Raw genomic sequence first — 14133 nt, forward strand, 5'->3', positions numbered from 1 at the left:
CTATAATCTGGAGGATAAGTATATGAGCAAGTGGTATGAAAGGGGAGTTTTTTATCACATCTATCCCCTGGGGCTTGTGGGCGCTCCAAAAGAAAACAGAGAATCCTCTGTTGCAGACTGTTTTGGAGAGCTTTGCCAGTGGATTTCCCACATCCGGTCTCTTGGATGTAATGCGATCTACATCGGGCCACTGTTTGAATCCTCTACCCATGGGTATGATACACGTGATTACCGTATGGTGGACCGCCGCCTCGGCGGCAGGGAAGGTTTTCAGGAGTTTGTTTCCAGCTGCCACGAGGCGGGCATTAAGGTCGTGGTTGACGGCGTCTTTAACCACACGGGCCGGGAATTTTTCGCATTTCAGGATATCCTGGAGCACAGAGAGAATTCTCCTTACAGAGAATGGTACCGGGGAATTAATTTTGCCGTAAACAGCCCCCTGGGAGATTCTTTCGGCTACGAAGGGTGGCAGGGACACTTAGAACTTCCTTGCCTTAATCTTTTTAATCCTGAAGTAAAGCAGTATTTATTTGATACCGTACAGTTCTGGATCAATACCTTTGACATTGACGGGATACGCCTTGACTGCGCCAATGTGCTGGATTTTTGTTTTATGAAAGAACTGCGGGAGCACACCATGGACATGAAGGAAGATTTCTGGCTCATGGGAGAAGTCATCCATGGAGAATACGGCAGATGGGTCAATCAAGAGATGCTGCATTCTGTCACTAATTATGAATTACATAAAAGCATTTATTCCGGTCATAATGACCACAATTATTTTGAAATCGCCCACAACGTAAAGAGGCTGGAATCCATTGGCTCCCGGCTCTATACCTTTGTGGACAATCATGACGAAAACCGGATCGCAAGCAAACTTCATGATCCCAGTCATCTTTATCCGGTTTATACTCTGCTATTCACCCTTCCCGGAATCCCCTCTGTCTATTATGGCAGCGAGTTTGGGTTGGAAGGAAAACGGACCAATACGGAAGACTCCATGCTTCGTCCCAGAATTTCTTTTTCTGAGATCAGGGAGCTTTCCTGCCCTCTTCAGGACTTTATCAGCAAGCTGGGACATATCCATGAAGAAAATCCGGAATTTCATGGAGGGCGGTACCAGGAGCTTCTCCTAACCAACCGGCAGTACGCTTTTGCTCGTTTTCAGGAAAGACGGGCCGTCATCACTGCGGTCAATAACGATAAGGCCGATGCATTTGTTACTATACCCTGCCCTTGTGAGGGAAATACTGCCGTGAATCTGCTTGATGGAGAAGTATTTCCAGTGACTGACCATAGAATCGGATTGACCATACCGGCTAACCGGGGCGTTATCTTAAAGATCATGGAGGAATGAGCAAATGGAAAAAGAGAGAAATGAAATCGGAACAGGTTTTATCACGGAGGTTGACCGGTATCTTTATAACAACGGAAGACATTACGAAATCTACGAAAAATTGGGTGCTCATCCGGAAAACCATGAAGGAAACGACGGGATGTATTTTGCCGTTTGGGCACCTCATGTCAGTCAGGTAGGAGTGGTGGGAGATTTTAACGGCTGGGATCCGGAAGCAACTCCCATGACCCTCCTTGCCGATTCCGGGATATGGGAAGCTTTTGTTCCGGATTTAGGCATTGGAGAACTGTATAAATATGCAATTACCGCCAGAAGCGGCAAGATCCTTTTTAAAGCGGATCCCTACGCCTTTCAGGCAGAATACCGTCCCCAGACCGCTTCTGTTACAGCGGATTTATCCGGATTTCCCTGGAAGGATGGAGCCTGGATGGAAAAGCGGAAGATAATAGACCCGCTAAATGAACCTTTCAGCATCTATGAGGTACATTTAGGCTCCTGGCGGAAGAAAAACAGGGATGAAAAAGATGGGTTTTATACCTACATCGAAGCAGCTCATGAGCTGGCAGACTATGTCCTGGAAATGGGCTACACCCATGTGGAGCTGATGGGAATCGCAGAGCATCCCTATGACGGCTCCTGGGGATACCAGGTGACAGGATATTTTGCTCCCACGTCCCGGTATGGAACCCCAAGAGAGTTCATGTATTTCGTTGATTATATGCACAAAAAAGGAATCGGAGTCATTCTGGACTGGGTTCCGGCTCACTTTCCCAAGGATGCCCACGGCCTGGCAGACTTTGACGGAGAGGCCTGCTATGAATATGCGGACCCCAGGAAAGGAGAGCATCCGGATTGGGGGACAAAGGTCTTTGATTACAGTAAATATGAAGTGGATAATTTCCTCATTGCCAATGCCCTTTACTGGGTGGAGAAATTCCACGTGGATGGACTGCGGGTGGATGCGGTGGCTTCGATGCTCTATCTGGATTATGGAAGAAGCAAGGGAGAATGGGTGCCAAACCAGTACGGAGGCAACCAGAACCTGGAGGCCATTGAGTTTTTCAAGCATTTAAACAGTGTCATTAAAAAGCGGGGAAACGGGGCCATTGTCATTGCTGAAGAATCCACTGCCTGGCCAAAGGTCACAGGAGACCAGGAAGAAAGCGGACTTGGCTTTACCTTCAAATGGAACATGGGCTGGATGCATGATTTTCTTGAATACATGAAGCTGGACCCCTATTTCCGCAAATACAACCACCACAAAATGACCTTTGGCCTTACATATTTTACCAGCGAAAACTATATACTGGTATTGTCCCATGATGAGGTAGTGCATTTAAAATGCTCTATGATCCATAAAATGCCGGGACTACTGGAAGATAAATTCGCTAATTTAAAGCTGGGATATACATTTATGCTGGGCCATCCAGGCAAAAAGCTGCTGTTTATGGGGCAGGATTTCGGTCAGTTCCATGAATGGGATGAAAAGACATCCCTGGACTGGTATTTATCTGAGGAGCCTTTAGGCAAAAGCCTTAAAAATTATGTAAGTGACCTCCTCCACCTGTATAAGAAATATCCGGCACTTTATGAGAAGGATTATGACTGGGAGGGTTTTTACTGGGTCAATGCCAACGATAGCGAACGCAGCATCTTCAGCTTTATCCGGTACAGCAAGGATCATAAGCGGAGCTTACTGTTTGTCTTGAACTTTACTCCGGTAGAGCGTCCTGATTACCGGGTCGGCGTTCCGAAACGGGGAACCTATACCCTGGTTTTAGATGAGAGCCACGGACTGTACAAGCGGGGAGAAAAGGCTCCTTCCTTCCGCTCTGCAAAGACAGAATGGGATGGGCAGGATTACTCTTTCTCTTACAAGCTTCCGGCTTACGGCGCAGCTGTTTTCCGTTTTTAGTCATCAGATATATTCAGTAATTTTTTCCTGATATATCTTAAAACAAGCTATACTTTTTACTGGATTTGTAGTAAAATATAAGTACAAAATCATTACATAATGGTTCAGACGAATGGTGATGGAAGGAGAGGTTCTTATGGCAGCAGAATTAATTGCTACAACTGCAACAAAAAGTGTCTTTCGTGATGGAGATAAGGCGATCAAGGTTTTTAACGCTGATTTTCCAAAGGCAGATGTATTGAATGAAGCATTGATTACCGCGCGCGTGGAAGAAGTCGGCGGAATCAATGTTCCCAAGGTTCTAGAAGTTGGCGTTTTCGAAGGCAAATGGTCCATTACCTTTGATTTCATCGAAGGCAAGACTCTCCAACAGCTCATGGATGAAAATCCTGACAAACTGCCGGAATACATGGATAATATGGTTGATCTTCACTTAAACATCCTGTCAAAGCAGTGCCCGCTACTTAACAAGCTGAAGGATAAAATGTCACGGCAGATCCTGGACACGGAAGAATTAGGCGATGTGACCAGATATGATATGCGGACACAGCTGGACAGCATGCCCAAGCATACGAAATTATGCCACGGAGATTTTAACCCCAGTAATATTGTGGTAAAGGATGACGGAACCATGTTTGTTCTGGACTGGGTTCATGCGACCCAGGGAAATGCCAGTGCCGATGTGGCAAGAACCTACCTGCTGTTCTGCCTGCAGGACCAGAATAAGGCGGATATGTATATGAACCTGTTTTGTAAGAAGACCGGAACGGCAAAGAAATATGTACAGAGCTGGCTTCCCATTGTTGCGGCTGCCCAGCTTTCAAAAAAACGGCCGGAAGAAGCGGAACTGCTTCATCAATGGGCCAATGTTTGTGATTATCAGTAGAGCTTCTTAGCATAGAAAACGCGTTTTGATCAGGCTGTAAAAGCCTCCTTCAAAACGCGTTTTTTTGCACTTTTATATGGTTTTCTATCATGCTGCTGCCGGCAGTTACTCCCGGCGTTTCCAAACGCTTATGACCCGGACATGGTATCATGTTCTTTCTTAAGCTCCAGATACAAGTCATGGAATTTCCATTTGCAGTTGGTATCGGTAATTACCGCCTTTAAGTCGATTTTAGGTACACCTGCCCGCCTTAAGTTTAAGAGCAGTTCATCGATCCGGCTGTTTGAAAAATTCTTCATCACAAGGATCTCCTCTTCCACATCAGGGCATTCCTCCTGCTTTATCTCTTCAAAACCGTCAAAACCTGCCAGATATCCTATGGTCTGGCCCATCTGATCCGGAGAAATATTTTTAATCCGTATGCCCATCCGGATCAGAACTGCCTTTAGCTTGGCGGCCTTTGTATCATTTCCGCTCTGCTTGTCCTTTTCAGGCTGATAATACAGAACCATTTCCTTTCTCGCTGCCATTTTCCATTCCTCCTGCCTCTGAATTTATAACAGATTTCCCCGAAGCTCGCTTCCGCTTAATGCACTTAAATAAGCCGGAGCTATATCGAACACGGTTTTGCAGCCGCTCTGGCCTTCTTTATTCAGCCGGTAAGCAGCTCTTGCATAGGCCGTCAGCACGGAGGCCGTAAATTCCGGATTGGAATCCAGCTTCAGACTGTATTCGATCACATGGCTGTTCTCATCCTCCCAGCCTGTCCTTCCGGTCCTTATGACAAATCCACCATGAGGGATCCCCTTATGATCCCTGTTAAGCTCCTCTTCGCTTATGAAATGAACCGTGGTATCATAATCTGCAAAATAATTAGGCATTGTCACGATCTCTTCCCTGATCTTATCTAAGTCCCCATTCTCTTCAGCCACTACAAAGCATTCACGTGTATGCTTTTCCCTGGTGGACAGCTCCGGATTCTTCCCGCCTCTGACCGCCTCAAGGGCTTTTTCCACCGGAATGGTGTACTGTCTGGCATCCTTTACACCCTGGATCCTGCGGATAGCATCGGAATGGCCTTGGCTCACGCCCCTGCCCCAGAACGTATAATCATGACCGCCAGGTAAAACAGCACCAGCATACAGGCGGTTTAAAGAAAACATTCCCGGATCCCAGCCTACGGATATGATCCCTATCTTATTCCCTTCCCTAGCCGTTTCATCCACCGCTTCGTAATGCTGAGGGATTTTAGCGTGGGTATCAAAGCTGTCCACCACGTTGAAATGTCTGGCAAGAAGAGGGGTCTGCACTGGAAGATCCACAGCGCTTCCGCCGCAGAGGATCATTACATCAATGGTATCCTTTTTTGAAATGGCTTCATCCATGGAATACACTTCTACGCCTGGAGTGAGAAGGGTTACTGAGGCCGGATCTCTTCTGGTAAACACGGCAGAAAGCTCCAGATCCGGATTATGGCGGATAGCGCACTCCACTCCTTTTCCCAAATTTCCATAGCCTGCAATACCTATTTTAATTGTCATATGTTCATCTACCTTTCAAAAAAATATTTTTTACATTATAACTCTAAAAGGAGTCTCATGTAAATCCTGTATTTTCGGAGAGTCTGTAATAGAAAAAATCCGCAGGCAGAATCAACCTTCTGCCTGCGGATTCAAAATCTTATTAAGCCAATGCCTCTGCGTCCGGCATTTCCAATGCCGTGGTCTCATATTTGTCCAGAATGACCTTCTGGATCATATCCCGCGTATCGGAATTAATGGGATGTGCGATATCCCGGTATTCCCCGTCAGCTGCCTTACGGCTGGGCATAGCAATAAATAATCCCTTTTCTCCTTCAATCACCTTAATGTCATGAATCACAAATTCATTGTCCAATGTAATGGATACAATAGCTTTCATTTTTCCTTCTTTTTCAATGCGTCTAACCCTCACGTCTGTAATCTGCATGTCAAGCCCCTTCCCCCACATTTCCTTATAATGTGTATCTTTCGTTTTTCTCTAAAACAACTTTTATATTGTTTGGTGTACCTATATGGGTGGTATTGGCCCGGATGGTGTCCCGGCTCTCCACGATACAATTTTCAATAACCGTATTGTCACCTATGTATACATCATTTAAAATGATTGAATTCTTAATGACACAGTTATTACCCACATATGCCTTCTTAAACAGAACTGAATTTTCAACCACTCCATTGACAATGCTGCCGCTGGATATCAGGCTGTTCTTTACCACGGCACCAGGGTTATACTTTGCCGGAGGCAAATCATCTATTTTAGAATAAACATCCGGGTACTGGCGGAAGAAATAATCCCTCACTTCCGACTTCAGGAAATCCATGTTAGTCTTGTAATAAGACTCAACAGAAGCGATATTCCTCCAGTAGGTGTTCATCTTATAAGCATAAATTCTCTTTAAGTTCCGGTACCGTATTAAAATATCACTTACGAAATCATAACGGTCTTCCATGGCGCAGCGCTCAATGAGCTCGATCAGCTGCCGTCTGCGGATGACGTAAATACCGCAGGATACGATATTGGAAGAAGCCACCATGGGCTTTTCTTCAAAATCCGTGATCCTTCCGTCTTCATTGGTCCTCACCAGTCCGAACCGGGTGATATCCTCTCCCCCGGGAAGCTCCGTACAAACCACAGTAATATCTGCCTTTTTCTCAATATGATATTCCAGAACCTTGCCATAATCCAGCTTGTAGATGCCGTCGCCGGCCGCAATGACCACATAGGGTTCATGGCTGTTTTTTAAGAATGTGAGGTTCTGGTAAAGCGCGTCTGCGGTCCCCCTGTACCAGTCACTGCTTTCTGCAGTTATGGTTGGAGTGAATACAAATAATCCCCCCTGCTTTCTTCCAAAATCCCACCACTTGGAAGAGCTTAAATGCAGATGAAGTGATCTGGAATTATACTGAGTCAAAACCGCTACGTTCTGAATATGAGAATTCGTCATATTGCTGAGGGCAAAATCAATGCTGCGGTAATTTCCTGCAATGGGCATGGCCGAAATTGCCCTTTTATTGGATAATTCCCGCATTCTCTTACTGTTTCCGCCTGCTAATACAATTCCTATCGCTCTCATCGTATGCCACCTGCCTTTATGATGTAGTCTCCGCCAGCCAGCTCTCCGTCAGCATAATCTTCTGCTGCTGTCTCACCGACAATTGCCGTATTCTTACCAATCCTCACATTTTCCGGTATGGTCGAGTTCTCACCGACTGTTACCAGATCGGACTGGTAGACCTTGGGATCGTATTTGCTTTGAGCAAATTCCCCAAAACCAAGCTCAGAGTTTGCACCTATTTTCACATTTTCAGCGATAATGGCCTTCTGGATCTTAACGTTTTCTCCTATCACGCACTCCCTCATAATAATGGAATCCCTGATCACGGCTCCCGGTTTAATGGTAACGCCGGCACCTATGACGGAATTATGGACTTCCCCGCAGATTTCCGACCCTTCTCCAATGATACTTCTGTTTATGACAGCCTCTTCTGACACGTACTGAGGCGGTATGATGTCGCTCTTGGTGTAGATCTTCCAGTATTCTTCGTAAAGATTAAATTCCGGAATGATATCAATCAATTCCATGTTGGCTTCCCAGTAAGAGCTTAAGGTTCCCACATCCTTCCAGTAGCCATTGTACTCGTAGGCAAATACCCGGTCTCCTGATTCGAAGCAGTCGGGAATGATGTGCTTGCCGAAATCACAGCCGGGAACTTCAGACATCTTGATCAGTGCCTCTCTTAACACTTTCCAACTGAATATGTAGATACCCATGGATGCCAGGTTGCTTCTTGGATTTTCCGGTTTCTCCTCAAATTCTGTAATCCGGTTATTCTCATCAGTTATCAGGATTCCAAAACGGCTGGCCTCCTCAATCGGCACCGGCATAGCAGCAATGGTGATATCAGCATTATTCGCCTTATGATACTCCAGCATGACCTCGTAATCCATCTTATATATGTGGTCGCCTGACAATATGAGGACATAGTCCGGATTGTAAGTCTCCATATACTCGAGGTTCTGATAGATGGCATTGGCCGTTCCAGTGTACCAGTCACTGCCCATGCTCTTCTCATAGGGAGGGAGGATCGTAACGCCGCCAACGTTCCGGTCTAGATCCCATGGGATCCCGATCCCGATATGGGTGTTCAAACGCAATGGCTGATATTGGGTAAGAACTCCCACCGTATCCACTCCTGAATTAATACAGTTGCTCAGTGGGAAATCAATAATACGGTACTTGCCGCCAAATGATACTGCTGGTTTGGCCACTTTTTGCGTTAACACGCCTAAGCGGCTTCCCTGGCCGCCTGCCAAAAGCATGGCAATCATCTCTTTCTTGATCACGTTATCACCTCTCGCTGTTGTAATTTTATTGTACTAGCATTATAACACATATTCGGAAAATAGTGAACAAAATTTTGAATTATAACTATAATTTTTTGTGCATTTTCCGACATTTTTCTACTTTTTTTTAAATCTTTTACATTTTAAGCCATATCTTGCGTTTTTATACCTATCCCCCTTGAATCAATGCTCGAAATACAGTATAATCTTAATAAGTATGCGAACATGTAAAAGGAGAAGCTATTATGGATTTAATCACTGTGAGGCAAATATATAAAGACAAAGAATCACTTCTTAATACCCAGGTTACGGTTGGAGGCTGGGTGAGAAGTTTAAGAGATTCCAAGGCATTTGGATTCATTGTTTTAAATGACGGAACTTATTTTGAAACACTTCAGATCGTCTATCATGACACCATGGAAAATTTCTCTGAGATATCCAGATTAAATGTAGGAGCCGCCATCATCGTCACCGGTACTCTGGTCGCCACTCCGGAAGCAAAACAGCCCTTTGAGATCCAGGCGGACAGCATTACCGTTGAAGGAGCTTCTACACCGGATTATCCCCTTCAGAAAAAACGCCATTCCTTTGAATATTTAAGAACCATTTCCCATCTGCGTCCCAGAACCAACACCTTCCAGGCTGTTTTCCGTGTTCGTTCTCTGATCGCTTATGCTATCCACCAGTTCTTCCAGGAAAGAGATTTTGTCTATGTGCATACTCCTATCATCACTGGAAGCGACTGCGAGGGAGCCGGGGAGATGTTCCAGGTTACCACCATGGATCTGACAAACATTCCAAAGACAGCAGAGGGCGCTGTGGATTTCAGCCAGGACTTCTTTGAAAAGCCTACCAACTTAACCGTAAGCGGCCAGCTCAACGGAGAGACCTATGCCATGGCATTCCGCAACATTTATACCTTTGGCCCAACCTTCCGCGCTGAAAATTCCAATACCACACGCCATGCGGCGGAGTTCTGGATGATCGAGCCTGAGATGGCCTTTGCTGATTTGGAAGACGATATGGAACTGGCAGAATCCATGCTCAAATATGTGATCCGCTTTGTTCTGGAGCATGCTCCGGAAGAGATGAACTTCTTTAACCAGTTTGTGGACAAGGAACTTCTTAACCGTTTAAATCATGTTTTGAACTCTGAATTCGCCCATGTGACCTACACCGAGGCCGTTGAGCTTTTGGAGAAGCACAATGACGAATTTGATTATAAAGTGTTCTGGGGCTGTGACTTACAAACCGAGCACGAACGCTATTTAACAGAGCAGCACTATAAAAAACCTGTATTCGTAACGGATTATCCAAAGGAGATCAAGGCATTTTACATGAAGCTGAATCCGGATAACAAGACCGTGGCTGCCGTGGACTGTCTGGTTCCCGGAATCGGGGAAATCATCGGCGGAAGCCAGAGGGAAGACAACTACGACAAGCTGGTGGCACGTATGGATGAGCTTGGCTTTAAGAAAGAGGATTACGAATTCTACCTTGACTTAAGAAAATTTGGTTCCACACGCCATGCAGGCTTTGGCCTTGGCTTTGAGCGCTGCGTGATGTATTTAACCGGAATGTCCAATATCCGTGACGTGATTCCATTCCCAAGAACCGTAGGCAACTGCGAACTTTAATCCTGTACCGCAAATTCCCTTCCATACCGGCAGGGAATTTGCGGTTTCAGTTCAGCCGCCGGATCATGAATGGCATGGCGAACTGTAACCATTTGTACAGAGGACCAGCGAGGTAATGACAATGAAATTCATACATATTGCAGATGTCCACTGGGGCATGAGCCCGGACAGCGACAAGCCGTGGAGCAAGGAACGGTATCAGGACATTAAGGATACCTTTGCAAAGACGGTCAGCCAGGCAAAAGCGTTGGAAGCTAATTGTCTCTTTATTTCCGGCGACTTATTTCATCGGCAGCCCCTGGCCAGAGATTTAAAAGAAGTAAACTATCTTTTTTCCACCATACCGGAGGTCCATGTGGTCATCATTGCCGGCAATCACGACCGCATCAGGAGCAACTCCGCCCTGTTAAGCTTTACCTGGGCTCCCAATGTGTCTTATCTCATGGGAGAGGAGTTAGAAAGTGTTTACTTTAAGGATATCAATACAGAGGTTTACGGCTTCAGCTACCATACATCAGAGATTCCGGAAAACCGCCTTGACCATTTAAAGGTGCCTAACAACGGGCGCATCCATGTTCTTTTAGGCCATGGCGGCGACGCCAACCACATCCCCTTTGACAAGGGCGCCATGTCCAATCTGGACTTTTCCTACGTCGCCATGGGGCATATCCACCGGCCGGAGATCCTTTTGGAAAACCGCATGGCATTTGCCGGTTCCTTAGAGCCTCTGGACAAGACAGAATCAGGGCAGCACGGCATGATGGTTGGGGAGATCAACGAAGTGACCCGCATGGTAACTTCCTTAAAGTTCATTCCAATGGCAAAGCTTCAGTACATCTCCCTGGCCGTCAATGTAACAACTGCCACTACCAATACGGAACTTGCCATGAAAATCACCCAGGAAATCCAGAACCGGGGACCGGAAAACATATTCCGTTTTCGGATCCGCGGCATGAGGGATCCTGACATTTCCTTTGACTTGGAGATGTTGTCCACCCGGTTTAAAATCATGGAAATCATTGACGAGTCAGAACCTCAGTATGACTTTTCCGCATTGTTCGCCGAACATCCCAGCGACATGATCGGCTTCTTTATTCAGGCCCTTCAAAAACCGGAGATGAGCCCTGTGGAAAAAAAGGCCCTTCATTACGGCATCAACGCATTGCTTCGCACAACGGACGAAAGGAGCTGACCCCATGAAAATAATTGATATCTATATCAATGGCTTTGGGAAATTCCATGGCAGAAACCTTACCTTCCGGGATGGGCTGAACATTGTATATGGCAAAAATGAGGCCGGAAAATCCACCATCCATACGTTCATCAGGGGAATGCTTTTCGGCATTGAGCGCCAGAGAGGCCGCGCATCCCGGAATGACCTTTACACAAAGTATGAGCCCTGGGAAAACAGCGGCACCTATGAAGGGCAGATACGGTTAGAGCATAAGGATCACATTTACCGGATCGAACGGACCTTTCAGAAAAATAAAAAAGAATTTAAGATTGTGGATGAAACCGCCGGACGGGAAGTAGAGCCTACAAAGGCATTTTTAGACGACTTATTGTGCGGCTTAAGCGAGGCAGCCTACATTAACACCGTCAGCATCGGCCAGTTAAAAAGCGCTACCGATGAGGGCATGGTTTCTGAACTTAAAAATTACATTGCAAACTTAAACACAACAGGAAACCTGGCCCTTAACATTACCAAGTCCGCCGCCTTTTTAAAATCCCAGAGAAAGGAGCTGGAATCCCAGATGGTTCCGGAAGCGGCCCGCACTTACACCTCTTTGTTAAGTGAGATCCGCAACACGGAAAAAGAAATCTCATCTCCGGAATATGAAAATCAGATTCAGGAATATCATAAGCTCCGGTCCCAGCTGAAGAATTCCATGGAGGAGCATCAGAAAGAAAAGGAAGAGCTTCTTCAAAAAGCTGCCAGGGGCAGGCAGGTATTGACCAGCAACCATTTTTCCGACCAGGCTTCCATTAACGCCTGCCAGGCAAAGGCTCAGGAAAGCTATGATGAATACATGGATGCCAGGGCAGCCTGTAACAGAAAACCGAGAAAAATCTGTTCAATCCTTTCCCTGGTCATTGCGACCCTGCTTTTATGCGGCACAGGTGTCCTTTACTATCTGGGAGAAGCAAATTATTTTACCGCCTACTATGGGCTTGACCTCCTCCTTTTGCTTGGTATTTTTATCGGCACTGCCACGATCTTTTATCTGATCGGCTTAATCCTGTTTTTGCGGCTGAGACACAGCCAAAAGGACATGGAAATGAGCGCCAAGATCCTGCAGGAGATCCTTTCCAGGCATTTGGGAAATACAGAGATCAGTCCTGAAGCGATCCGGGCGTTTCAGACGAGGATGGCGGAATTTACCCGCTTATGCTCCGCCGTTTCCAAATCCGAAGCAGTCATCGCACAAAAGGCTTCAGAGCTTGAGGAACTTTCAAAAAAGCAGGAAAACTGCGGGGAGTCCATTGAAAAGCAGCAGAAAAGCCAGTGGGAGCTGGAAAAAAAGCTGGAGCATCTGTCAAACTGCAAGACCCAGGCAGAAGGGTTAAAGCACATCCTGACAGAGAACGACCGGATCAGGGAAGAAATTTCCGCCATTGACCTGGCCCTGGAAACCATGACCAGCCTCTCCTCCTCCATCCGGGATTCCTTTGGTTTATATTTAAACAAAACAGCCTCAGACTTAATCGCAGGTATCACAGGGGGAATCTATACCAGCATGAGCGTGGATGAGAACCTGAATGTCTTTTTGAATACAAAGACAAAGCTGGTTCCCTTAGAACAGGTCAGCAGCGGTACCATGGACCAGGTATATTTAGCGCTCCGTCTGGCAGCCGCCACTTTGATCCAGGAGGGGACAGAGCGGATGCCCTTTATATTTGACGACAGCTTTGTGCTGTATGATGATGACAGGCTCCGTACAGCCCTAAGGTGGCTGGTAAACACTTATTCCGACCAGGTCATCATCTTCACCTGCCATCAGAGGGAGGCCCAGATGCTGACAGCGAACCTGATTCCTTATCATCTGGTAGAAATTTAGCCGTATAAAATATTTTAATCATGACCACCCGTAAAACGCAACATCATAAACTTAAGATAAGTATTTAACTAATTCAGATCATTAATTGACTAAATTTTACTGTTGAAATAATATTTGTTATTTTATGATTGCAGTTTATCCAAGTCATAATCTACTTTTCCTAAAAATGCCCATACTATCCCTTAAATTGGATAGTATGGACATTTTAAAAACTATTCTTCTGATTATTTTTATATTTGTTTGATATATTTTTCTTCCGTTCAGCGCTTTTTAAGTCTCTTACAGGTAAAACATGTTTTTCTATTTCGCCCTGTAATTCTATGAGTCGCTCTTCTCTTTTTAAGGGATCAGTTTCCAGAAGAATTTTGATCATTTCTTCTTTAAACAAACCTATTGCTATATTTTCATTGGTTTGCATGAAATACTTATATATTTTCCACGCATGCTTTTTTCTTAAATTGGCATTGGCGGCATTCCTGACATCTTGTATCATATTATAAACCAGTAATTGTGCACGAAAATCTTGATACACATACACTGTAGCTTTTCCTGTTACACTCTCAAATTTCATTTTATTTTTTAAAATATGATATTTTTTCTCTATTTCCCATCTTTTATAATACAAATCCTGCAGTTGCTTATCGCTGTAATGTTTAGAAAGATTCGTCATTAATGCCAATTCCTTGCCCATAGGAAGAAAGCTCTTTGATATCCGGGTGTTTGTGTTAGCTTTTTCTTTCATATGCTGATATCTCTCTGGATGTTTTTGCCGGATTTTTGTAAGGTGTTGTGATGTATGGAGTAATGTTACTGCCTTGTCAGACGATTTCATTTCATTACGTTCTTTTTTATAATCATTTGATGAAAGACGGAATAAATAATGGATTCCTGCC

Annotated in this window: 12 protein-coding genes; 6 read left to right on the plus strand and 6 right to left on the minus strand. The window is 45.2% G+C overall.

Features of this window, described 5'->3' with window-relative positions; translation table 11 throughout:
* Positions 1-22: 22 nt before the first annotated feature.
* The 3 genes from K401_RS0107980 (at position 23) to K401_RS0107990 (ending at position 4158) form a co-directional block, all read left to right on the plus strand.
* Positions 23-1357 (plus strand): alpha-amylase family glycosyl hydrolase, encoded by a 1335-nt coding sequence (locus K401_RS0107980; protein ID WP_024292460.1) that lies wholly within the window; start codon positions 23-25, stop codon positions 1355-1357.
* Between the two features lie 4 nt (positions 1358-1361).
* The gene (glgB, locus tag K401_RS0107985) at positions 1362-3272 is read left to right on the plus strand and encodes a 1,4-alpha-glucan branching protein GlgB (protein WP_024292461.1); all 1911 of its coding nucleotides are present in this window, start codon (positions 1362-1364) and stop codon (positions 3270-3272) included.
* A gap of 136 nt (positions 3273-3408) precedes the next feature.
* Positions 3409-4158: a phosphotransferase family protein gene (locus tag K401_RS0107990; protein ID WP_024292462.1), complete on the plus strand. Its 750-nt coding sequence runs from the start codon at positions 3409-3411 to the stop codon at positions 4156-4158.
* A 128-nt stretch (positions 4159-4286) separates the two neighbouring features.
* Here K401_RS0107990 and K401_RS0107995 read toward each other — a convergent pair whose 3' ends face one another.
* From K401_RS0107995 to K401_RS0108015, 5 genes are all read right to left on the minus strand, one after another.
* Complete coding sequence (locus K401_RS0107995; protein ID WP_024292463.1) at positions 4287-4688, minus strand: DUF3783 domain-containing protein; 402 nt, start codon at positions 4686-4688, stop codon at positions 4287-4289.
* Between the two features lie 24 nt (positions 4689-4712).
* Entirely contained in the window at positions 4713-5699 is a 987-nt protein-coding gene (locus K401_RS0108000; RefSeq protein WP_024292464.1) for a diaminopimelate dehydrogenase, read from the minus strand.
* Between the two features lie 142 nt (positions 5700-5841).
* Positions 5842-6126: a septation regulator SpoVG gene (gene spoVG, locus K401_RS0108005; protein ID WP_024292465.1), complete on the minus strand. Its 285-nt coding sequence runs from the start codon at positions 6124-6126 to the stop codon at positions 5842-5844.
* A gap of 25 nt (positions 6127-6151) precedes the next feature.
* Entirely contained in the window at positions 6152-7273 is a 1122-nt protein-coding gene (gene glgD, locus K401_RS0108010; protein ID WP_024292466.1) for a glucose-1-phosphate adenylyltransferase subunit GlgD, read from the minus strand.
* Complete coding sequence (locus K401_RS0108015) at positions 7270-8544, minus strand: glucose-1-phosphate adenylyltransferase (RefSeq protein ID WP_024292467.1); 1275 nt, start codon at positions 8542-8544, stop codon at positions 7270-7272. The genes glgD and K401_RS0108015 overlap by 4 nt, the downstream gene beginning before the upstream one ends.
* A gap of 245 nt (positions 8545-8789) precedes the next feature.
* On the opposite strand from K401_RS0108015, the gene asnS reads away from it, so the two are divergent.
* From asnS to K401_RS0108030, 3 genes are all read left to right on the plus strand, one after another.
* The gene (asnS, locus tag K401_RS0108020) at positions 8790-10181 is read left to right on the plus strand and encodes an asparagine--tRNA ligase (protein ID WP_024292468.1); all 1392 of its coding nucleotides are present in this window, start codon (positions 8790-8792) and stop codon (positions 10179-10181) included.
* Positions 10182-10302: 121 nt separating this feature from the next.
* Positions 10303-11373, plus strand: coding sequence for a metallophosphoesterase family protein (locus tag K401_RS0108025; RefSeq protein ID WP_024292469.1), 1071 nt, complete (start codon positions 10303-10305; stop codon positions 11371-11373).
* 4 nt (positions 11374-11377) lie between these two features.
* On the plus strand, positions 11378-13240 hold the full coding sequence (locus tag K401_RS0108030) for an ATP-binding protein (protein WP_024292470.1): 1863 nt from the start codon (positions 11378-11380) through the stop codon (positions 13238-13240).
* A 205-nt stretch (positions 13241-13445) separates the two neighbouring features.
* Here K401_RS0108030 and K401_RS33530 read toward each other — a convergent pair whose 3' ends face one another.
* On the minus strand, positions 13446-14126 hold the full coding sequence (locus tag K401_RS33530; RefSeq protein ID WP_242842350.1) for a transposase: 681 nt from the start codon (positions 14124-14126) through the stop codon (positions 13446-13448).
* Positions 14127-14133 lie beyond the last annotated feature (7 nt).

It is taken from the genome of Lacrimispora indolis DSM 755, assembly GCF_000526995.1.
In the GTDB taxonomy this organism is placed as follows: Bacteria; Bacillota; Clostridia; order Lachnospirales; family Lachnospiraceae; genus Lacrimispora; species Lacrimispora indolis.